The following is a 24865-nucleotide window of genomic DNA, read 5'->3' on the forward strand; positions in this document are numbered from 1 at the left end:
TCCACTTTAGGGGAGGTTTGGAGGGGTAGAAATAAAGGTTAAGTTTTAATCTATAAGTTGTCTGGATTTTAAATTCACTTTTGAGACAGCCCCTTAAATTCTTTAATGATATAAATTCCAATTATTATCTAATAAACTATACAATTATTTGCCCTTCAATCGTCAAATCTTTACAGGATGAATCAATACTTATTAAGCGTATATTATAAAATTCATTCTTTTCTACTTTTCCTTCAATAGGAAATTTAACCATGACATAGTGTTCGCCATACCCTTTAGCCCAGCCATCATTAATAGACTCCACTAATATGTTTTGTGATCGTTCTAATAATCGACGTCGGTAATTAATGCCGCTTTGAATGGCTTGTTCTCTAATAAATTTACTTCTCTGATTCTTGACTTGCTCTGAAACAACATCAGTCATACGAGCAGCACGGGTATCCTCGCGCTTAGAATATTTGAAAGTATGAACATGCCCAAAACCAATGGATTCAATAGCTTTTACTGAATCTAGAAAATCCCGTTCTTCTTCACCTGGAAATCCTACAATGATATCAGTCGTGATATTGAATAAGGGATTTATTGCCCGAACTTTATTAATAATTTTCTGATACGAACGAAAGGTATACATACGGCGCATCTTAAGCAGAATGGATTCGGATGCGCTCTGTAAACATAAATGCAAATGCGGTGTCATCTTCGGGTGTGACAGCAACTTAAAAAATGCATCATCAAAACCTTCTGGTTCAATGGAAGAAATCCGAACCCTGAAATCAAGTTGTAAATTCAATATTTGACCAAGTAAGTCAGAAAAACCAATACCTTCGTGATTGTAGCGACTTATATTAACACCCGTAATCACCACTTCCTTATAACCGAAGTTGATTACCTCCCTAATATTTTCAAGGATATCTTTAACAGGCCTACTACTTGCTCTTCCTCTTACTTTAGGAATAATACAAAACGTACAAAAATTATCACAACCATCTTGAATCTTTATCATACTACGTGTATGAAAAGTTTCGGCGGCAGGTGCATAATTAAATACTCCTCCTAAACTTTGATTAGATGGCAAAATTTCCTTTTTGAAATGCGCCTCTACTAGCTCAGGAATTGCACTTTTTTGATCGTTACCTACAACATAAGCATTGGGATATTTCTTTTCAAGTTGTTCTTTGTGGTGATTAGCCATACAACCTGTAATAACCAACATACCATTGTGCCCGTGTTTCAAAGCATTATTAACAACGTATCGCGATTTCTGATCGCTTTGATTGGTTACTGTGCAAGTATTTACAATAAACACATCGGTATCCTTACTTTCTTCCACAACTTCATACCCTAACTTCACAAAACGCGAAGCAAGCGCATCTGTTTCAAACTGATTTAATCGACAACCTAAGGTTTTAAACCCAACTCTTCTTTTCGCTAAAAACATCAAACACCTTATACTTCAAGCTTATCTTGAAATTTATCAGCAGCTACTAATTCACCTTCCAACGAAAATTTCGCAGCTGAACTTATTTTAATCTTCACAAACTCACCAATAAGATTTAAATCATCGGACTGAAATCTAACAATTAATTTTCCTTCAGTATGCCCAGTCAGATATCCCTTCTTGCGGTCAGAGTCTCTTACCAACAAGGTAAACTCACTGTTAAGCAACTGTTTATTATAATTTAAAGATCCAGCGGCCAAGTCTTCAGTTAGAAGTTCAAAGCGCTGCTTTTTTATTGTTGCATCAACATCATCATCCCAGCTATAAGCAGCTGCTCCCGGGCGTTTCGAATACATAGCTATGTACGCCATGTTATATTGAAATTCCTTAAAGGCCTTTCGTGTATTCTGAAACTGTTCTTCACTCTCACCAGAAAAACCTACTATTATATCTGTAAAAAGAGTCGCTTCTGGTAATAATTCCCTAACCGCATCAACAGATTCGCGGTACTTTTTCAAAGAATGCTTCCGATTCATCTTAATAAGCACCTTGTCGTCGCCCGATTGCAGAGGCAAATGAATCTGGTTCGCTAAACATTTATAACGTGCGATAACTTCAATCACCTCTCTATTCATATCACGTGGATGTGGTGAGGTAAAATACACCCAGAACAGATTTTTTGTCGATTCCCCAATCTGTCCAATCGCCTCCAACAATTGAGCAAATGATATTTCTCCCCCTTTTTTATCCAAGCCATATGAATTAACATTCTGACCAAGTAAAGTGATAGACTTATACCCTTTAGCAACTAACCCCTTAACTTCCTCTAATATTTCTTTGGACGGACGACTAACTTCTCTTCCTCTTGTATATGGTACAGCACAAAACGAACAAAACTTATCACAGCCATTCTGTATAGGGATAAAAGCTTCAAACGAACTGTTGTATTTTGGCTTAACCTTCCAAAAGAAATTGATTTCTTCCTTAGGGTTCAAATTTTCATTTACCAAACCTGATGGAGTCGTAATTCCATATTGCGATAACATTTGTGGAAACTGTGGCAATTCACGCATCGCAAACACCATGTCGAACAATTTAAGGAATTGCTCCTTATCAGTTGGTAATATACACCCACTAATAAAAGTTATAAGATTGTGAGATTGCTTGCGCTTGTTCCATTCGGCAATTTTAGAATACACCTTATCAATAGCTTTTTGCCTCACCGAACAAGCTAAAATACCGATCACATTGGCATCCTTCTCCTTATCACATTCCTGATACCCCATCCCCTCTAACACACGCTTAACACGTTCACTATCGGAGTGGTTCATTTGACAACCTAAGGTCAATAAATAATATTTCATTGTTCTTCCCTTGTCCCTTTATTACAATCTTTTTAAAAATACTTTCCGAAATATTATTTAGAAATAAACTTCGGCATGTATATTATCTGTACTAACACCTTGCTCTTCTAAAATATCATATACGTCATGTATCATATTACAATTGCCACATAAAAAATATTGAGCTTCTTTTCCAAAAGAATTTTGCTTTAGATAAGCAGTTACCCTGCCATGGAAATCGCCGTCCTTATCTTGCGATGTACATAATTTATAGCTCTTCTTATTGTACACATTAGCATCATAGGCCTCAGATGCATACTTAACACCATGTAACAAAGTATAGTTTAAATCGGGCTTAGACAGCACAAAACTATGAAAAGGTGAAACTCCGGTACCACTTGCTATAAATACATACTCTTGGTCAACCGAACTATTGTTATCAATCGTAAAATAACCTACTGGTTCTTCAACAACTACATAACCACCCTTTTGTAATTTCTTCAGACTAGGTGAGACCAATCCATTTTCTACTTCTTTAACTAGTATTTCTAAGTATTCATCCTTTTCTGCACTGTAAATAGAATATTCGCGTGTATGTATCCCATTTGGAGGCCCTACGCAGATATGCTGGCCTGCTTCAAATTCTAATTCTTTTCGCTCAAACCTTAAAACAAAAGTCGTATCATTAATATGACGGACATCCAATATCTCATGCAAGTCTGTCTTAATTTTATTTGCCGGAGCAACTTTACTATTCATTATAAACTTATTAATACAATATAAAAACCAAATAAATAACGCTTATGGACATCAAAAGTTTAAGCTTATTGTTGTGCAAATTTGTTGTTTTTTCTCCAATTCACACTATATGAACCTTTAAAAAAGATTAAAATATCTTTTTTTCACCTACAAAAGGCATCTTGTTACTATTTACAAAGTGTATAACTACATTTGTTGTGAGACCTAGTAAAAAATGCGATTCGTAAGAATCAACAAGCCAATAACAAGGAAACAAAAGATATTAGAACGTTTCAAACAGCATTTATTGGCTTTTTTATTATCTTCACCTCTCAAAATACAGATATATATGCACGCACCATATCTTGTAAGAGTCATAGGATTTATTGTATTCTGTTTATGTTACCATACTACTGCAGGACAGACCTCATTGTATCGTTATAGCTCCATTGATATTGATAATGGATTAACCAACAATTCCGTTAATACAATTATACAAGATACAAGAGGTTACATTTGGTTGGGTAGTTACTATGGGCTTAACCGTTATAACGGGTACGAGATAGAAACTTTTTACAACGATGCCAACAATCCAAATTCACTATCTGATAATTTCGTTACTGCTTTACTCGAAGATACTAATGGAGATATGTGGGTTGGAACTAAATTTGGTTTAAATCATTACAATACTAACACCGAGCAATTTAAAAGTTATTTAGTAGATACAACTAAAATAGGTGGAATAGCCAACAATCAGGTTGGTGCTATGATATTGGATCATAAAAACCAACTTTGGATTGGTACCATGGGAGGAGGCTTACACAAATATCATCGCGCAACGGATACTTTTACTGATTTCCAGAAGGACGAAACTCACCATGAGCACATTAACCATATTTACTGCCTAACAGAAGGATCGGAATATGATTTGTGGTTAGGTACATTCGGCAATGGACTATGCAGGTATAACAGAAAAATAGAAGAAGTACAACATTATCCTTTTCCTAACATGCAAATAAACGCTTTGTTAGATGATGGAAATGGAAACGTATGGATTGCTTCAAATAATATGGGCTTATATCGTTTTATAAAAAACGAAAATCGCTATGAAAAGTTTTACTTCGGTAAGGAAGAATCTGATGGTAATCTTAATATCATCATGTCCTTATCTTTGAATAAAGATGGAAACATACTTGCGGCAGTTGATGGAGGAGGAATAGTCATTCTTGACCCCATAAATATGGTGACCATTGAAAACACCGATCTAACTAAAGCTTTTGCTGGAGTAGATACCAAAGCGATATATAGTGTTTTCATCGATAGCAACGGACTTTATTGGATTGGAACCATTGGAAAAGGAGTACGCATTTTAAATATGGAACGAAATCGATTTACGTATTTTGTTAACGAGCCTCATAACGAAACCAGTTTGAGTGAAAATGCTGTCATCTCTTTATTACAAGATAAAAAAGATCGAATTTGGGTAGGGACTGATGGTGGTGGACTTAATCTTTTTAATCAAAAAAAAGGAACATTTAAATGTTATGAACGGTTATCCTCAAATTTAAAAAGCAATGTAATAAAACGAATATTTGAAGATACAAATGGTGATTTATGGTTAGGTACGTATGGTGGTGGTTTGGCGCATTTCAATCCCAACACCGAGAAAATTATTTCATACAATCCTGCTTCTAAAAATAGCGATGAACAACTTTATTTATCTGTTTGGTCGATAACACAGCAAAACGAAGATCAGCTTTGGCTTGGCACACTAGGCAATGGCTTATATAATTTTGATGTAAAGAGTAAAAAATTTACACCATTAAGCGAAATAAATCCAGAACTTAGTGGGGTAATGAACGATTATATTTTAAGCATAGCGGTTGATTCGAAAAAAAACCTATGGATTGGGACTAGCAATGGCATTTACGTTTGGTACCATAAAACGAATAAATACAAGCGTTATTTGTTTGATCAGATCAATGATAGCGGCGTTGGGAAAAATGCCATATTAACAATTTTTGAAACTCAAAATAATGATATCTGGGTTGGTTCAAATGGTGGAGGTATTATTATCATCTCTCCGGAAGATGGCAGCACGGTTGAACTTTCGACCAGACATGGATTGGTGCACGAGCAAGTGTATGACATTAAACAGGACCAGCAAGGAGCAATGTGGATTGCAACCCAGGGAGGAATCTCAAAATATGAAATAGAAACGGGTCGATTTCAAAACTATGATAATCGAGATGGCTTAATGGGAAGTGCCTACAACACCTTACTCAACACCAAATCAGACCAATTACTAGTGGGAGGTGTCAAAGGGCTTAACGTATTTAATCCCAACGTAATTAAAATAAACAATTACGTTCCTAAGGTTTTACTGACCGACCTTTTAATAAACAACGTACCTATAAAAACGGGTGATATAAATAGTCCTCTCAAACAGAATATCGCTGAAACCAAAGAGTTGGTATTAAATCACAACCAGACAAACATTGGCTTGGAGTTTGTTGCTATAAATTACTTTTCTGAAAAAAACAGCTATAGTTACATACTTGAAAACTCTTCGGATGCTTGGAGCGAAAGCTCTTTTAACCGTGTAGTGAAGTACAACAACCTAAAGCCCGGCAATTATGTATTCAGGGTTAAGGCTGCCAACAACGATGGTATCTGGAGTACAGCAGAAACAAAACTTCATATAAAAGTATTAGCTCCTTGGTGGAAAACATGGTACGCTTATGTTTTCTATTTTTTAATTCTAGGTGGTATAATATATGGGTATATCAGGTATTCGATTCTATGGATTGATTTACGTCGGAAATTACAATTCGAAGTAATGGAGCGACAAAAGATAAAAGAACTGAACCAAATGCGTTTACAATTCTTTACCAACATATCCCATGAGTTCCGAACACCCTTAACCTTAATTTCTGGCCCTCTGGAAGCACTTCGAAAAAAGCTTCATCTTGAACAAGAAGATGCTGAGCTATTTAATATCATGCATAAGAACACCAACCTTTTGCTTCGATTAATCAATCAGGTACTCGATTTCAGAAAAGTCGAAACGGGTTCGATGGAACTCAATGTTAATTCAGGAGATGTTATTAAATCACTCAAAAGTTTTGCTGATGTTTTTGGCTACATGGCCAATGAGCGCGACATACAATTCGACATACACAGTTCAATGGATAGTCTTCAAATTCAATATGATGAAGACATTCTTGAGAAAGTAGTGTATAATCTGCTTTCTAACGCATTTAAGTACGGTAAAGAAGGCGGAAAAGTTGAATTAAACATTAATAAGCAAAAGTGTAAATCTCATCTTGATCGTGAATGCCTTGTCATTAAGGTTAGCGATGATGGTCCTGGCATTCAATCCGAACGACCTGAAGATGTATTTTTACAATACAAACAATTTAACCAGGGATCGAACAAACATAAACCAGGCACAGGGATTGGCTTAGCGCTGACACATTCTTTAGTTAAGATACATGGAGGCTCTTTAAGTGTAGAATCTGTAAAGGATAAGGGTGCAACCTTCACTGTTTCTATCCCAATAATTCAAGCTGTAAATATCAGCAAAGAGCACAAATCTAAGGAAAGATTGGTTGATTCAACAGAGCCAGCTAATGGTAAAGTGAAGCGCAATGCTGAAAAAGCGAAACCTAAGAGCAATTACCATTTACTCGTTGTAGATGACAATAAGGAAGTGGTTGAATACTTGTACAGTTTATTACAAAACCAGTATCATCTTGAAAAAGCATACGATGGAGAAATGGCATATGACCTTTTACAACGTCGAACTTTTGACATGGTAATTTCAGATGTAATGATGCCCAAAATGAATGGAATTGAGCTGTGCGATAAAATAAAAAACAATATCCAAACCAGCCATATTCCTGTTATAATGTTATCAGCCAAAACTTCGGTAGAGAATCGAATTGAGGGTTTGACCACAGGTGCTGATGCCTACGTTCCTAAACCATTCAACCCAGATTTACTGGAAGCCTACATCGATAACTTATTAAAATCCCGAGAGCGTTTAAAAGAAATATTTACTGGCAATTCCATCATTATTCCTTCAGAGGTTACTTCTACACCTGTGGATGAATCTTTCTTAAGCAAAGCTTTAGATGCCGTTAAAAACAATATGGCTGATGAAAACTTTGGTGTTGTAGAGTTAGGATTCGAGTTAAACATGAGTCGTAGTAACTTACATAGAAAGATTAAAGCAATTACAGATAAGTCAACAACAGAATTTATAAGAACAGTTCGACTTAAGGAAGCAGCGGCAAAATTGATTGCTACTGAAGATCAAATTAGTGAAATAGCCTATAAGGTAGGGTTTAACAGCAGCTCCTACTTTATCAAAAGTTTCAAGAAAGAATTTAACATGTCGCCAGGACAATATAAGCAAATGCAAAAAAGGTGGAATTAAAGAGCGATTAAAGCAACCTTATTATTACTTTTGAGTAAACCCAACGGAGTATATGATCAATCGCCCAATCTGTTAACTTTTAAGTAATTTAAATGAATTTATTGCTAGCTGCCTTATTCTACTTCTTTGCAGGCTTGATAGGTATCATGCCATTTTGGTTAATTTACCAGTTTTCTAATTTCGCAAGCTTTGTACTAGGTAAAGGTATAAAGTACCGAAGAAAAGTAATTCTTGAAAATTTACAACAGACATTCCCCGACAAACCAAAGCAATGGATTGACGAAACTATTAGCAAAACCTATCTTAATTTGAGCGATAATCTCCTTGAAAGTTTTAAGTCTTTCACAATGCTCAAATCAAGCATCAGGAAACGCCATAAAATCGTCAACCCTGAACTGTTAGATAAATACATTAAAAACAAACAAAGTGTAATTGGGGTTACAGCACATTACAACAACTGGGAATGGGGTAGTTTATCTGCAGGTTTGCAAACCAACTATAACTATATCGCGTTTTACAAACCGCTTTCCAACTCAATTATTAATAAAACTCTTAAAAATAGTCGTTCAAAATGTGGCACTAAACTTGCTTCAATAGCAAATACTTCATCTACTTTCGAAAGCTATAAAAATGAACCTCACATCTATCTAATGGCAGCAGATCAAAGTCCATCAGGCACACAAATAAAAAATGCTTTATGGTTTGATTTTTTAGGTAGAGATACGGCCTTCTTGCATGGTATAGAGAAACATTCAAGAAACAACAACTTTCCTGTTGTCTATATTGATATTCAACGGATAAAAAGAGGTTATTATGAGGTTACCTTACAAGAATTGTGTGACAATCCGAGTGAGCTTACAGATGGTGAAATTACTGAAAGATATGTACGCAAATTAGAAGATGTTATTTCTAAAAAGCCAGAAAACTGGTTATGGTCGCATCGTCGATGGAAACATAAAAGAAATAAGGGGGAATAGTTAAAACAAGGGATTAAAATGGGGAATAATCATATTGCGCACATGTTGCGTTCGCAGGCAGATAAGTACAATACTCGTGAAGTCTTTAGACACAAGAAGAGTGATGAATATATTGCTATAAGTTGGAATAGTTTTAAAGAGCAAGCTGAAAATATTTCATGCTATCTAGTTCAGCATGGCATTCAAGCTAAAGACAACATCGGAATATTTAGTAATAACTGCCCACAATGGACCTGCACTGATTTGGGAATAATGAGTACTCGTGCCGTAGTTGTTCCAATATACGCAACAGCAACTTTTGAACAATTAAAGTACATTGTTGAAGAAACAGAAATGCAAATACTTTTTGTTGGCGATCCTGATCAGTTGGCACTTGCTCAAAAAGTAATGACAGCAAGTAAATCCCTACAAACAATCGTGTGTTTTTTTGACTGCCCAGAGGAAAACAAACATATTGTCAGTTATGAATTAATATCACAAAACTCCTGTTCCGAGGATACAAAATCACAATTAGATCAACGCTTAACAGAAGCCAAATCTAGTGATATAGCAACCATCATATATACATCCGGAACGACAGGTACGCCTAAAGGTGCCATGCTAAGTCATGCTAATTTTATGGCTTCATTCAAAATACATCAAATACGACTCGATCTTGGCGAGAATGATGTATCACTTTGCTTTTTGCCCCTAAGTCACATTTTCGAAAGAGCGTGGACTTTCTTAGTACTGCACCAGGGAGGAGTTAATGTATACAATTCTAATCCTAGGCAAATAGTTGAAGAATTACCTAAGGTAAAACCTACAGTAATGTGTGTGGTACCGCGGTTTTTTGAAAAAACTTACGATGGAATTTGGGCAACAACAAAGAAATGGAGTACGATCCAACTAAAAATATTTAATTGGGCGGTAAAAACAGGTGGTAAAACAATTGAATATCAAAAGAATAATACAAATCCATCTATAGGTTTAAGCATTAAACATGCAATTGCCAACCAGTTGGTACATAAAAAAGTTAGAAAAGTATTTGGAGGAAACATACGTTATATTCCATGTTCTGGTGCATCTATGTCAGGTGAATTGAGGCGTTTTTTCCACTCCTTAGGTATATTTGTTAATTACGGCTATGGCGCCACCGAAACACTGGCGACCGTTTCTTGTATGCGCTCCGACATCTATGACTTTGAAAACACAGGCACGATTATGCCAGAGGTTCAGGTGAAGTTGTCTGATGAAAACATGATATTGGTTAAAGGTGAAACAGTATTTCAAGGCTACTATAAAAAACCAAAAGAAACCGAAGAGGTACTAAAGGATGGTTGGTATTACACTGGTGATGAGGGTGAATTACTACCCAACAATACCCTATTGATGAAAGAACGCATCAAAGACATTATCAAAACATCAACAGGAAAATACATTTCACCTCAAAAAGTTGAATTAGTACTTTCTAGAAGTGAATTGATTGAGCAAGTTTGCGTGATTGGTGACAATCGCAGATACCTCACTGCCTTGATTGTACCCGTGTACGACCATCTATTAAAGTTTTTACCTGATTCCGAATCGAAAGATATAAGTAAGACTTTATTGGTTAATCATCCGGCAATAATCGAAGGCGTAAAAGCAAATTTAGAATCAATTCAGGTAAATCTACCAAAGCATGAACACATTGTAAATTTTGCCCTTCTAGACGAAGCATTTTCAATAGACAATTCAATGATGACAAGCACACTTAAAGTAAGGCGAAAGCAAGTCAACTTAACTTACAAAGAAGTTATTGAGAAACTATATTAAAAAAAAGCGAGCTTCCTATCGGAGCTCGCTTCTTCATTATATCAAATATTTAATTCTATTGATTTTTCTTGATCCAGTTTTTAGCATTTACAAATGCTTCGATCCAAGGTGATACCTGATCATTCTTGCGATCTTCTGGATAATGCGCCCATTGCCATGGGAAGATCGCTCTTTCCAAGTGAGGCATCATTGCCAAATGACGTCCATCTTTTGAACAAATAGCTGCCGTATCAAAATCACTTCCGTTTGGATTGGCCGGATAAGTAGATTTAGAATACTTACCAACAATATTATATTGATCTTCGGCTAAAGGTAAATTATACTTCCCTTCCCCATGTGCAACCCAAACGCCTAATTTCGTTCCAGACAAGGAGTTTAATAATACTGAATTATTCTCAGGAATATCCATATTAAGGAAGATAGACTCAAATTTATGTGAATCGTTATGCAACATCTTAGGCTGCTCATTGTGCTCAGGATAAACCAAGCCTAATTCAACCATCAACTGACAACCATTACAAATACCCAAACTTAATGTATCCTTACGAGCATAGAAATTATCCAATGCTTTTTTAGCCTGTGGATTGTATAAGAAAGCACCTGCCCAACCTTTCGCCGATCCTAATACGTCACTGTTAGAGAATCCTCCAACAAAAACAATCATATTAACATCTTCAAGATTTTCACGACCATTAATCAAGTCAGTCATATGAACATCTTTCACATCCATACCGGCCAAGAACATACTGTAAGCCATCTCACGATCGCCGTTCACCCCTTTTTCGCGAATAATAGCAGCCTTAATACCACTTCGATCTTTTCGATCAAGCGACAGATTAAATTGATCTAATTCACCACTAAATGATGAGTTGAACTGATATTCCAACTTATGATTCTTATAATTCTCAAATCGCTCAGCAGCTAGTTTTTCACCACTTTGTTTACGATCTAACAAATACGAAGTTTTAAACCAAGCTTCACGATATTCATCAATATTAAGCGATAAACTTGTATTGGCATGTTTAATCGTTAATTTACGATTTTCAACTGGCTGCCCAAGGGTTAAGAACTGAATACCAGCTTCACCAAGTACTGATTCAACTGCAGATAAATCTTTCACCTGAATAAGAACGCCAGGGTTTTCACTAAATAAAATTTTAGCTAAATCAATTTCCTCCAACGCTTTCAAGTCTACATCAAGTCCGAAAGAGGTATTTGCAAAACACATCTCCAACATAGCAGTTACCATACCTCCAGCAGAAATATCATGACCTGCTAATACTAAACCTTTATTGATAAGATCCTGCAAAGCATTAAAGCCATTTTTGAAATAGTCAGTATCAGCAACTGTTGGCGCTTCATCACCCAAGCGATTAACCACTTGTCCAAAACTACTTCCACCAAGTTTCAATTCATCAAACGATAAATCGATATACAGCAGGTGTGATTCTAGGTCGCGAACCAATACAGGCTCAACAATATTTTTCACATCGCTTACTTCGGCTCCACCAGAAATAATAACTGTTCCCGGACTGTATACTTGCTCACCGTCCTTGTACTTTTGAGTCATCGAAAGCGAATCTTTTCCAGTAGGAATATTAATTCCCAAATCACAAGCAAAATCGCTTACTGCCTCAACTGCACGATACAAACGACTATCTTCACCTTTATTTTTGCAAGGCCACATCCAGTTTGCACTTAAGGAAACACCTTTAATTCCATGAGTTAGCGGTGCCCAAACCAAGTTAGTTAGTGCCTCAGCAATTGAAACAACCGCTCCTGCCGCTGGATCAACTAAACCGATAGCTGGTGCATGCCCAATAGAAGTAGCCATACCTTTTTCTCCTTTATAATCAATGGCACAAGCTCCAAGGTTATTCAAAGGTAATTGCAATTCACCTGCACATTGCTGTTTCGCAACCTTACCCGTTACCGAACGGTCAACTTTGTTTGTTAACCAATCTTTACAAGCAACTGCTTCAAGCTGCAATACGCTCTTTATATAGGATTCAATTTCACCATTCTTGTATTCAACAGCTGCAAATGATTCATCAGCTGTTTCATCTTTCATGATTGTTTTTGGTGGATTACCAAACATATCAGAAAGCTGCCAATTAATAGGCGCATTACCTTTATCATCTTCAAACTTAAAATGCATATCGCCAGTAGTCTCTCCTACTTCATAAAAAGGAGCACGCTCTCGAGCTGATATATTTTTTAAGTTCTCAATATCTTTATCTTTCAAAACCAATCCCATTCGTTCCTGGGACTCATTACCAGCTATTTCTTTTGCTGATAAAGTTGGGTCTCCAACGGGTAGCTTATCCAAATGAATAGTTCCTCCTGTAGTTTCAACCAATTCAGATAAACAATTTAAATGTCCTCCAGCACCATGATCATGAATAGATACAATTGGGTTCTCATCAGATTCTGCTAAGGCACGAATGGCATTCATCGCACGCTTCTGCATTTCAGGATTGGAACGCTGAACCGCATTTAATTCGATGGCATTATCAAATTCACCGGTTGCAACGGATGAAACAGCTCCACCCCCCATTCCGATGCGGTAATTATCACCACCAAGAATTACTACCTTATCTCCTTTGTCAGGATCAGCTTTAATGGCATGCTCTTCGCGACCAAAACCAATACCACCCGCTAACATAATTACCTTATCAAAGGCGAACTTCTTCATGTTCTCGAAGTGCTCAAAAGTAAGAACAGATCCACAAATTAGTGGCTGACCAAATTTATTACCAAAATCACTGGCACCGTTTGATGCTTTAATTAATATCTCTTCTGGAGTTTGGTACAACCACGGTCTTGCAGGAGTTTCTTTTTCCCACTCACGTCCTTCTTCCGAACGCGAATAAGAAGTCATATAAACTGCCGTACCAGCCAAAGGCAATGAACCTTGACCGCCCGCTAATCTATCACGAATCTCTCCACCAGCACCAGTTGCAGCACCATTAAATGGTTCAACTGTTGTTGGGAAGTTGTGTGTTTCAGCTTTTAACGACAATACCGTATCAATTTCTTTTGTTTCAAAGAAATCAGCCGTATCCTGACGACCCGGTGCAAATTGCATTGCTTTTGGTCCTTTCACAAAAGCCACATTGTCTTTATATGCAGAAACGATGTAATTATGATTTTCCTTCGATGTCTTCTTTATCAACTGGAATAAAGAACTTTCTTTTTCCTCTCCATCAATAATGAAGATACCATTGAAAATCTTATGACGACAGTGCTCTGAATTAACCTGAGAAAAACCAAATACCTCGCTATCGGTTAATTTACGACCAAGGCGAGTACTTAGATCATCCAAATATTTTATCTCATCTGCACTAAGGGCTAAACCTTCCTTTACATTATACGATGCGATATCTTCAATATGAACAATTGCCTCAGGCTCTTTATCAATGTTAAAAACAGTTTCATTCAGCCCTTTGTACATTGCCTGTAACATAGGGTCGAATTGGCTATTCTCCGATTCTACCTGAAAAAACTCTTCGATGCGAAAAATTCCTTCGACACCCATATTTTGAGTAATCTCCATCGCATTTGTACTCCAAGGAGTAATCATTTCTTTACGCGGACCAACAAAAAAGCCTTCTAAACTATTAGTTTCAGAAAGCTTTGCTCCGCTAAATAACCATTCTAGCTTTTTTATGTTGTCAGCCGTCAATTCGTTATGAGTGCCAACTGCTACTATTTGCTTATCGTTTCCCTTGAAGAACAAGACCATGAATGAAAATTTTGATTTGATGTTTTGATTGAGCTGCAAATTTAAGATAAAAACATTAAATCGACCACTCGAAATACTTAAAGGTTCATAAAAAAAGAGCTTATCTAAAACAGACAAGCCCTTTTAACAAAATCCAAAAATATAATATTCAATTAATCAATCACTTCTTATCTATATCTTACCACTGTTTCTTCATTAATCCATGAACCAATTGTGTAAGTCGATCCTTCTTCCAAACCGTGGAAAAAACCAGTTTCTTTATCTGGTATATATTGCGAATACAAGGCTATTTGCTTTTCAGCTTCCTGCATACATTCCGGATCTACTGCTTTTGCTTTTTTGAATCGATCAAGAGCAGCCCAATAAACAGTTTTATGCTCAAATTCATTAGCACCATACTTTTTACTTTCGACTGCATAAATATTACCTATTAAAATATGTGGCTTACCCCATGACGAATTATGCTTTAATGAAGCAAAGGCATAGTCGCGTGCTTTTGGTCCATTCTTATAATGTGAAAACATAATTAAGGCCAATTCAAAATTGTACTTCGATTTATTCAAATCATCCTCCTCCATTTCTAGAGCCTTGGCATAATATTCTACAGCTTTATCAATTTGCTGCTTTTTTATAAAATATTTTGCCAAATAATACGCCGCCGATGCATTGGGATTGAGTTCGTAATTACGCTCCGAAACCAAGGCATACAATTCGTTATCGGTACATTCTAAATTATTCATCAAACTTAATAGGTTCTCCAAGGCCTTGGCATCGTCTTTTGCCTGCAAATATTTAAGCTCTAATCCGGCAACAAGTTGGTCGCAAGAATTTAAATCACTCTTGCTCATAATGTCAACACAAGCCTTACTCAATTTGGCCAACATTTTCTTTTTCTCAGGTCTTTTTTCATTGTTAAGATGATATTCAACCACTCCATCAACATCAAAATAGATTGCCAATAATTCTTCGTTTGAAACCTTATTCGACTTACTTAAAGCATTGGCACATTGCAACCAGTTTAAAGCCACAAGCGGTTCCATTTTAGCGTTTCTCTGCTCATATGACTTTTGAAAACAATCCATTGCCTCAACCAAGGCTTCCGGCTTATTACGTCTGTGCTTTACAATTTCCAGAGCCTTCCTACCATAGATCCAACCTTCAGGATATTTAGGATGATCTCCAAAATATTTAATTCTTTGGTCATAAATCATCATAACTGTATCAATTAAAGCTTCTTTACGAAGTTGATCCTGCTCTTTCTTGATAAAATGGTTGTATAAACCAACACCATCAGAGTAAACACTTACAGTTACATCAGGACAGTTAAAAAACATATTTCGCCATGGTTCAATGGCGTATTCATACATGCGCTTTTTGTAAGATAAACTATATAAGGAATAATTTTTTCCACAAGTAATACTATCGGATTCACCTTGATCCTGAGCTAAACTTTTAAAACTTGGTACCATCATTACGATGGCGATTATGGCAATGATTAAATTTCTCTTCATACTTAAGAGGTTTAAGATTAATTAAATTTGAACAACAAGACACTATCAAGATTTTTGCCACAACCATCTTAGCTTTCATATTCAGCAACTTAAAAATATAAAACATTATCACATGCGTATGAAAACGAACAATAACTTGACCGTAATCGAACAGTTTAGGAAAAACAATACTACAATTCATATTTATTTAATGGCCCCTTTTTACTATATTGAAAATTAGTCAGGTTTATCAGGTATTTTAATCATAAGGCAAAGCAATGAAGACCATAATTGATTTTTTCGAGGATAGCGTCAAGATGTACGGTATCAATACATTGTTGTGGGAAAAAAGCGATAAAAATTACTCCTCTTACTCCTATAATGATATTAAGGAAGAGGTACACAACCTAGCCAAAGCATTACTTAGCATAGAGATAAAAGAAGGTGATCGTTTAGCACTTTTATCCGAAGGGCGTCGTTTATGGCTGGTAAGTGAATTAGCAATCCTACACATTGGTGCTATTAACGTTCCGCTTTCAACTAAATTAGAAGCAGATAGCGATCTTAGTTTTAGATTAAAGCACTCTGGAGCAGAAACCATAATTATTTCAAAAAATCAGCTACCAAAGGTTAGAACCTTAAAAAAAGAACTTGAACACATAAAACGCATTATTATTCTGGACGAAGTTGGTAATCTGGAAGACAAGGAAATTCTATTGTCACAACTTTTAAATAAAGAAAATAGTAATTACAAAAATGAGCTTGCGGCTAGAATAGCTAAAATAACACCGGACACATACGCCAACATATCATATACATCTGGCACCACTGCTGATCCCAAAGGAATAATCCTTTCGCATCGCAACTACACGGCTAATGTTGATCAAGCATTTAGCTACATAAAAATACCTGAACACTATAAAACACTAGTTGTTTTACCTTGGGATCATGCCTTTGCTCATACAGCTGCTTTGTATTCCTTCATGCACAAAGGCGCATCCATAGCATCGGTTCAAATTGGCAAAAACCAACTTGAAACATTGAAAAACTTTGCTAACAACATGCTCGAGATAAAACCTGAGATACTTATGAGTGTACCTGCTATGGCAAAAAACTTTAAGAAAAACATAGAGAAAGGCATTGAGGCGAAAGGAGGCATGGCGCTTAAATTATTTAATAGTGGTTTAAAGTATGCCTATTGGTATAATGGCATGGGCAACAATGCTGGCAAAGGATTGAAAAAATTAACTAAGCCCATATACTGGCTCTACAACAAAATACTCTTCAGTAAAATAAAAGAAAAATTTGGTGGTAATTTGCAGTATTTTATTGGTGGAGGAGCATTATTAGACATCGAATTACAGCGCTTTTTCTACGCAGTAGGCATTCCGATGTACCAAGGCTATGGCTTAAGTGAAGCATCTCCTATTATTTCAGCAAACACACCAGCATTCCACAAGTTAGGTTCGTCTGGCAAGGTTGTTAATAAGCTAGAAATTAAAATTTGTGATGAAGAAGGCAATTCACTTCCAACAGGTACAAAAGGAGAAATTGTAATTAAAGGCGAAAATGTAATGAAAGGCTATTGGCAAAATACTGAAGCAACAGCCGACACGATTAAGGACAATTGGCTATACACAGGCGACCTTGGTTATTTAGATGAAGAAAATTATCTATATGTCCTTGGACGATTTAAAAGTCTGCTAATTGGTGCCGACGGAGAAAAGTACAGCCCTGAAGGTATAGAAGAAGCAATTATTGATAACTGTACACTTATCGATCAATTCGCGTTACATAATAACCAAAACCCTTATACAACGGGCTTAATTGTACCAAACAAGGAAAAAATCAAGGGCTGGTTAAATAAAACTAATAAATCGTTGGATGACGATACTGTCGTTCAAGAAATCCTTAAAATGATTAGTGATGAAATTAATACTATCAAAACCTCTGAAGCTCCCGAGCTAGCTTTTCCGCCAAGATGGCTACCAACCGCATCTATTGTTCTTACCGAAAGCTTTAATGAAAACAACAAACTTATTAATAGCACCATGAAAGTTGTGCGCGGTAAAGTGGAAGAGTATTTTAGTAAAGAAATAGAATACCTTTATACGCCGGAGGCAAAAGTTTTTATTTCAAGTAAAAACATTGAAAACCTTAGAGAATTCGTAAGCAGTAAATAATATAAAGTTTGAAACAAATGAGACTTGAAATTCAAAAATTAATATGGATACTTCTATAATTCCGTCAGAATATGACCAATTTTACTCCAATACTGATATAATTAGTGCAACAATAAACGGTTTAAAGTGATTTTATATGTAACAATATCCTTTATTCACTGTATAAAAGCTTTAATCGGTAAATTAATTTCATGAATCGACCAACTTTTTGCATTTTTACAAAAGATTGATTTTTCTAAGAACAAAGTTTTTCACATTTTTACATTCAAATTCAAAGCACATTCGAATGCCAATCGTATTAAGATATATAATAGTTACATTAGTATTTTGTTCATTAGTTAGTGAATCTACAGCACAACGCCGTAGAAAATCAACAATTTGGGAAGGCGTAAGAGTTACTCCACGCGTTGGAGTTAACGTCTTTTTTGGTGATTTGGTTGATAAGTCACGTACGAGTTATTCCTTCGGTGGTGTTGCTGAAAAGGAATTGACACCCTATTTATCGGCGCGCGTGCAGTTAATGGCTGGTAATATGAAAGGTGAACAAACATATGCTGACACCGATGAACTTTACACTTACTTCAGTAATTTCTATACTGACTTTATGGTTGGAGCTAGCTTCCGACCTCTGGATTTGGCATTAGGTTACTTTAAGCAACGATCGTTCAACCCGTATATTGTTGGTCAAGTTGGAATAATCTACCACAGTACAGATACGCATTATGGCCCCCATGGATTCGATCCAAATACACTTAGACACAGTGTAAGTGGTGTATCACCATCTTTTGGTGCTGGCGTAGGACTATCGTATTGGTTAAATTCAAGAATGAACGTTAATGTTGAATTTATTGGTGCGCTTCCATTTACCGATATGATAGATGGACATAAAGAATGGTATAGCGGAACGCCTGGCAACATAGTAAAAGTTAACGAAACAGATCCTTTTGATGCCTATTATACTGCTTCGGTTGGTGTATCTTTCTTACTTAATGATAGTAAATGGAAAAATGAGCCAAAATACAACCGCAAGGCTTACATGAAGACAAGAAAAATGATGATGAGCTCTGGATCTAAAAAGAATCAGAAATCCATCAATAGACGAAGAAAGAAAAGCAGAAAAAAATAATACTTACATATACTTCATTAAAAAGAGCTGGAAATTCAGCTCTTTTTTTATGCTTGTTTGATTCTTGTTATCTTTACATTTATGGAATTCAAACTCACATCTGATTTTTCCCCAACGGGTGACCAACCCCAGGCTATTAAAGCACTGGCCGAAGGCTTAAACAATCATATAAAACACCAAACATTACTAGGTGTAACAGGCTCAGGTAAAACCTTTACTATGGCCAATGTTATTCAAGAAACAAAAAAGCCAACATTAATATTATCACATAATAAAACCTTAGCGGCTCAACTTTATGGTGAGTTCAAAAGTTTCTTTCCTGAAAATGCAGTTGAATATTTTGTATCCTATTACGATTATTATCAACCAGAAGCCTATCTTCCGGTTACAGACACCTATATCGAAAAGGATTTATCCATCAACGACGAAATAGAAAAACTTAGATTAAGCACAACGTCTGCATTATTATCAGGGCGTAGAGACGTTATAGTTGTATCCTCAGTATCCTGCTTATACGGGATCGGTAACCCTGATGACTTTCATGAAGGAATAATTTCAATAAAAAAAGGAGATCAATTATCAAGAAATGTTTTTTTAAGACAATTGGTTGATAGTTTATACTCTCGAAACGAAGTCATGTTTGAACGTGGTCATTTTAGAGTAAAGGGCGATACGGTTGAAATCTTCTTAGCCTATTCCGATTATGGTTGTCGTGTAATTTTTTGGGGAGATGAAATTGAAGAAATAGAAACCTTTAATCCTGATGCTGGCACCACAATCGAATCACTAGATTCAACAATCATATATCCAGCCAACATCTTCGTGACTTCCAAAGCACGTACTCAACAAGCCATTCATGAAATACAGGATGACATGATGAGGCAGGTGGAATTCTATAAAGAAATTGGTAAGAACCTGGAAGCAAAACGACTTCATGAACGCGTCAATTACGATTTGGAAATGATACGCGAACTAGGTCACTGTCCTGGTATAGAAAACTATTCACGCTATTTTGATGGTAGAAAAGAAGGAACACGACCATTCTGTCTAATTGATTACTTTGCTGATGACTTTATGGTGATTATAGACGAGAGCCATGTTACCATACCACAAATTCGTGCAATGTACGGTGGCGATAAATCCAGAAAAGAAAACTTGGTTGAATATGGCTTCCGCTTACCTGCAGCAATGGATAACCGCCCCTTGAAATTTGAAGAATTTGAAACATTAATAAATCAAGGAGTGTATGTTAGTGCTACACCCGCCGATTATGAATTGGAGAAGAGTGAAGGCGTAATTGTTGAGCAATTGATTCGTCCGACAGGCTTATTAGATCCGCAGATTGATGTACGCCCGAGCCAAAATCAAATAGACGATTTAATTAACGAAATCCAGCTAAGAATAGAGCGAAAGGAGCGCATTCTGGTTACCACCCTAACCAAACGTATGGCCGAGGAGTTAACAAAGTATCTGAGCCGTATTTCAATAAAGTGTGAGTATATTCATTCTGATGTAGATACTCTTGAACGGGTTAAAATAATGGAAAATCTGCGACTTGGAACTTTTGATGTATTGATTGGAGTCAATCTACTTCGAGAAGGATTAGATTTACCCGAAGTATCTCTGGTTGCCATTCTTGATGCTGACAAAGAAGGTTTTTTAAGATCCGAAAGATCACTTACCCAAACGGCGGGTAGAGCTGCAAGAAACCTTAACGGCTTGGTAATAATGTATGCTGATAAAATTACCAAAAGCATGCAAGCAACAATAGATGGAACAAACTATCGTCGTGAAAAACAGTTAAAGTACAACGAAGTTAACAATATTACCCCTACTCAAATAAACAAACAAATCACAAATGATCTAAACACAAAAAGCAAAGCTTATGTTGAGCCTAGTGAAACAAACTTTGCTGCAGATCCAGTGGTGGAATACATGAGTAAGGACGCGCTAAAGAAATCAATAGACAAAACACGTAAAGAAATGCAGAAAGCGGCCAAAGAGCTCGATTTTATGCTTGCAGCACAATACCGTGATGAAATCACCAGACTTGAAAAGATACTTAATAAAAAACCCTCTTAAAATTAAGAGGGTTTTTCTATATCTATATCTATTAAGTTAAGAATACTCTTAACCTAAGTATGATTTCAATAATTTACTACGAGAGGTATGACGTAAACGACGAATGGCTTTTTCTTTAATCTGGCGAACACGCTCACGCGTTAAACCAAATCGTTCACCAATCTCTTCCAAAGTCATTTCTTGACAACCAATTCCAAAGAACAATTTAATAATGTCACTTTCACGCTCAGTCAAAGTAGCTAAAGCTCTTTCAATTTCTCGCGCCAAAGATTCATTTATTAGCGCCTTATCAGCATTTGGAGAATCACTATTGACCAATACATCTAATAGGCTATTATCCTCACCTTCAACAAATGGTGCATCAACAGAGATATGACGACCAGATACACGCATTGTATCTGCAACCTTATCTGCCGGCAATTCTAATTTATCTGCTAACTCCTCAGGTGATGGCTTACGCTCATTTTCCTGCTCAAACTTTGAATATGCCTTGTTAATTTTATTCAAAGATCCAACCTGATTCAATGGCAAACGAACAATACGACTCTGCTCAGCTAAAGCTTGTAATATTGATTGTCGAATCCACCAAACAGCATACGAAATAAATTTAAAACCACGTGTTTCATCAAATTTCTCAGCTGCCTTAATCAACCCCAAATTACCCTCATTAATTAAATCGGGTAAACTTAATCCTTGATTCTGATATTGTTTTGCCACAGACACAACAAATCGCAAGTTGGCCCTAGTAAGCTTTTCCAAAGCAATTTGGTCACCTTTTTTGATACGCTGTGCCAACTCAACTTCTTCTTCTACAGAAATTAGTTCTTCTCGACCAATCTCTTGAAGATATTTATCAAGCGACGCGCTCTCACGGTTAGTAATTGACTTTGTTATCTTTAGTTGTCTCATATTCCTTGTGAAAATTACCGCGCGAAAGTACTACTTTTTAATGGCTTTTCCAAGCTCTCGCACGCATTGTTGCTGGAAAAGATTTACTCTTGAGGATTTACCGCATAATAAACTACCCGACCATTAGGATATACTCCTGTTAAAAATAGGCCTTCCTTTACTTCTGTAACAACCCTTTTAAAGTCATCAACAGATGTTATGGCAATTCTATTAGCCTTGGTAATAATATAACCTTCTTTAACACCACTTTCCTTGAGGCTACCCTCGTTCAATTCAACTACTTGCACACCACTCCTCAATCCCAGTCGACGCTTATCGCTGTCTGACAGCTCCTTGAGAGTAGCTCCAAGTGTTAGATCATTGCTATTTGATGTTATAATACTGGTTGTTCCTCGTATGTTACGTAAAGTTACGTCAAAAGTTTTCTTTCTGCCATCCCTAATCACTAATAAATTAACTATTTCTCCAGGACGGTGTCTTCCTACCTGTTCTTGAAGCTCTGGAACAGAATTAACCAATTCCCCATTTACACTAACAATGATATCTCCTACTTGCATTCCAGCTTCTTCTGCCCCACCATTCTCAGACAAACTAAGAACAAATACACCTTCAATTTTATCAATTTCAACATCCAGTTCATTTGCTAACTCAGGACTTACTTCTCTTATTCCTACTCCAAGCAATCCACGCTGAACCGTTCCATACTCCATTAAATCACCTACAACCTTTTTGGCAATGGAAACCGGCACAGCAAACGAATAACCCGAATATGATCCGGTACGAGAAGCAATGGCCGTATTTATTCCAATTAACTCACCATTTTGATTCACCAAAGCACCTCCACTATTACCAGGGTTTACAGCAGCATCAGTCTGAATAAAAGACTCAATTCCATAACTCTGGTTCCTGTTTGAGATGATATTAATACTTCTGGCCTTTGCACTAACAATACCAGCAGTTACTGTAGATGTTAAATTAAATGGATTACCAACGGCCAAGACCCATTCTCCAACCTTTAAACGATCTGAATCGCCATAAGGTATAAATGGAAAAGAATCGCCCTCAATTTTTAATAAAGCTATATCCGAAGTTGGATCAGCTCCAACCAATGTTGCCGGAAAAGTACGCTTATCATTCAGCGTTACCTCAATCTCAATCGCACCATTAATAACATGGTTATTTGTTACTATATAGCCATCGCTTGTTAAAATAACACCAGAACCTGCGCCCATCACAGGAGAGGGCTCTTGTTGATAACCACTACCCGGCCCAAAAAAGAATTCATAGAATGGATTATTAGAGTCGTATTCCCTACCTCTGGATTTCGTTTTAACATGCACTACTGCATGAACCGTCTTTTCAGCAGCTTGCGTTAAATCAGGCAATTGCATTGTTACCTGAGGAATTGAAGCTTGCTTTATTGGAACAGGATCAGCCTGTACAATTTCTACTCGATTAGGCTCACTAAAAAAAATTGAATAGATAACAACAGCTAAAATCGAACTGATCACTGCTATAAATATTGTAAATAAGAATTTCTTTGCATTCATAATTTTCGAGATTTAAGATCAGACATGTGAAATATAGTGAATCTTATTCATCAAATGCCATGCCTCTCGTCACGAAAGCACGTGACTTAACTTTTTTTATCATTTTTTTGATGATCTTAAATGTTTCACCATTACTTTTGTACCTAATCAACATCAATACTAAAGCTTTTGTTTATTCGAATGACAAGCTGACAGTATCGAACATTAATTAAAAACAGAATGATTCACTTTTATAAATATCAAGGGACAGGAAACGATTTTGTGATTATTGACAATCGAGATAAATCGTTTAACGGTGCAAATACAGAATTAGTCCGTTTTTTATGCGATCGCCGATTTGGTGTTGGCGGCGATGGCTTAATGCTTCTTGAAGAACATGACAAATATGATTTCACCATGCGCTACTTTAACAGCGATGGAAATGAAGCATCTATGTGTGGAAATGGTGGACGATGCATAGCTGCTTTTGCGGTACATCAAGGCATTATTAAAAACACCGAACACTTTTCTTTCATGGCTATTGATGGATTACACGAAGCAAGTTACAGTAACAATATTGTATCGATAAAAATGATCGACGTTAACTCGATAGATAAACAAAAAGAATATACATTTTTAAACACAGGGTCACCTCATTACGTTGAGTTTACGGACGATATTGACAACCTGAATGTAAAAGAGAAAGGAATCAAGGTAAGACATTCTGACACATTTAAACCAGATGGCACTAACGCTAACTTTGTTAGTTTTATAAAAAACGACACTCTCAAAGTTCGAACTTTCGAAAGAGGAGTTGAAGACGAAACCCTCGCATGCGGCACAGGTGTTGTAGCCTCTGCGATTGCAGCATATGAAAAAAACAAATCCGTTAGCGACTACAAAATAAAAGTGCTAGGCGGCGAATTACGCGTTTCGTTTGAAACCGACGATAACAACAGTTACAAAAACATCTGGCTTGAAGGCCCCGCGACATTTGTTTTCGAAGGCAAAATTAAGGTATAAAAAAAAGGACCCTTTGGGTCCTTTTTAAATATATTGGACTTAAACTT

General features: G+C 36.4%; 14 protein-coding genes. 7 read left to right on the top strand and 7 right to left on the bottom strand.

Going from position 1 to position 24865, the window contains the following annotated elements:
• Positions 1-136 precede the first annotated feature (136 nt).
• Genes mtaB through ACRD7B_RS12630 form a run of 3 tightly spaced genes read right to left on the bottom strand, consistent with a single transcriptional unit; the run spans position 137 to position 3540 of the window.
• Positions 137-1438: a tRNA (N(6)-L-threonylcarbamoyladenosine(37)-C(2))-methylthiotransferase MtaB gene (gene mtaB / locus ACRD7B_RS12620; RefSeq protein WP_430824928.1), complete on the bottom strand. Its 1302-nt coding sequence runs from the start codon at positions 1436-1438 to the stop codon at positions 137-139.
• A gap of 8 nt (positions 1439-1446) precedes the next feature.
• Positions 1447-2802 carry a tRNA (N6-isopentenyl adenosine(37)-C2)-methylthiotransferase MiaB gene (gene miaB, locus ACRD7B_RS12625; RefSeq protein ID WP_430824929.1) on the bottom strand — a complete coding sequence of 452 codons (1356 nt, stop codon included), beginning with the start codon at positions 2800-2802 and terminating at the stop codon, positions 1447-1449.
• Positions 2803-2859: 57 nt separating this feature from the next.
• On the bottom strand, positions 2860-3540 hold the full coding sequence (locus ACRD7B_RS12630) for an FAD-binding oxidoreductase (protein WP_430824930.1): 681 nt from the start codon (positions 3538-3540) through the stop codon (positions 2860-2862).
• Positions 3541-3868: 328 nt separating this feature from the next.
• Between ACRD7B_RS12630 and ACRD7B_RS12635 the strand changes: the two genes are divergently transcribed.
• From ACRD7B_RS12635 to ACRD7B_RS12645, 3 genes are all read left to right on the top strand, one after another.
• Positions 3869-7960 (top strand): hybrid sensor histidine kinase/response regulator transcription factor, encoded by a 4092-nt coding sequence (locus ACRD7B_RS12635; RefSeq protein WP_430824931.1) that lies wholly within the window; start codon positions 3869-3871, stop codon positions 7958-7960.
• A 92-nt stretch (positions 7961-8052) separates the two neighbouring features.
• Positions 8053-8937 carry a lysophospholipid acyltransferase family protein gene (locus tag ACRD7B_RS12640; protein ID WP_430824932.1) on the top strand — a complete coding sequence of 295 codons (885 nt, stop codon included), beginning with the start codon at positions 8053-8055 and terminating at the stop codon, positions 8935-8937.
• An 18-nt stretch (positions 8938-8955) separates the two neighbouring features.
• A complete protein-coding gene (locus ACRD7B_RS12645; RefSeq protein ID WP_430824933.1) occupies positions 8956-10731 on the top strand; it encodes an AMP-dependent synthetase/ligase in 1776 nt (591 codons plus the stop codon).
• 55 nt (positions 10732-10786) lie between these two features.
• Here ACRD7B_RS12645 and purL read toward each other — a convergent pair whose 3' ends face one another.
• Both purL and ACRD7B_RS12655 read right to left on the bottom strand, forming a co-directional pair.
• Positions 10787-14476: a phosphoribosylformylglycinamidine synthase gene (gene purL / locus ACRD7B_RS12650; RefSeq protein ID WP_430824934.1), complete on the bottom strand. Its 3690-nt coding sequence runs from the start codon at positions 14474-14476 to the stop codon at positions 10787-10789.
• Positions 14477-14643: 167 nt separating this feature from the next.
• Positions 14644-15987, bottom strand: a complete 1344-nt coding sequence (locus ACRD7B_RS12655) for a tetratricopeptide repeat protein (protein ID WP_430824935.1) — start codon at positions 15985-15987, stop codon at positions 14644-14646.
• A gap of 257 nt (positions 15988-16244) precedes the next feature.
• Here ACRD7B_RS12655 and ACRD7B_RS12660 point away from each other — a divergent pair, with 257 nt between their 5' ends.
• The 3 genes from ACRD7B_RS12660 (at position 16245) to uvrB (ending at position 21357) form a co-directional block, all read left to right on the top strand.
• On the top strand, positions 16245-18149 hold the full coding sequence (locus ACRD7B_RS12660; protein WP_430824936.1) for an AMP-dependent synthetase/ligase: 1905 nt from the start codon (positions 16245-16247) through the stop codon (positions 18147-18149).
• A 286-nt stretch (positions 18150-18435) separates the two neighbouring features.
• Positions 18436-19275 carry an outer membrane beta-barrel protein gene (locus ACRD7B_RS12665; RefSeq protein ID WP_430824937.1) on the top strand — a complete coding sequence of 280 codons (840 nt, stop codon included), beginning with the start codon at positions 18436-18438 and terminating at the stop codon, positions 19273-19275.
• 81 nt (positions 19276-19356) lie between these two features.
• Entirely contained in the window at positions 19357-21357 is a 2001-nt protein-coding gene (uvrB, locus tag ACRD7B_RS12670; RefSeq protein ID WP_430824938.1) for an excinuclease ABC subunit UvrB, read from the top strand.
• Between the two features lie 48 nt (positions 21358-21405).
• Here the strand turns inward: uvrB and ACRD7B_RS12675 are convergent, their stop codons facing one another.
• Positions 21406-22266 carry a sigma-70 family RNA polymerase sigma factor gene (locus ACRD7B_RS12675; protein WP_430824939.1) on the bottom strand — a complete coding sequence of 287 codons (861 nt, stop codon included), beginning with the start codon at positions 22264-22266 and terminating at the stop codon, positions 21406-21408.
• Positions 22267-22349: 83 nt separating this feature from the next.
• On the bottom strand, positions 22350-23816 hold the full coding sequence (locus ACRD7B_RS12680; protein ID WP_430824940.1) for a Do family serine endopeptidase: 1467 nt from the start codon (positions 23814-23816) through the stop codon (positions 22350-22352).
• 219 nt (positions 23817-24035) lie between these two features.
• On the opposite strand from ACRD7B_RS12680, the gene dapF reads away from it, so the two are divergent.
• Positions 24036-24818, top strand: a complete 783-nt coding sequence (gene dapF, locus ACRD7B_RS12685; RefSeq protein ID WP_430824941.1) for a diaminopimelate epimerase — start codon at positions 24036-24038, stop codon at positions 24816-24818.
• Positions 24819-24865 lie beyond the last annotated feature (47 nt).

The organism is Carboxylicivirga fragile (assembly GCF_050589805.1).
Lineage (GTDB): Bacteria > Bacteroidota > Bacteroidia > Bacteroidales > Marinilabiliaceae > Carboxylicivirga > Carboxylicivirga fragile.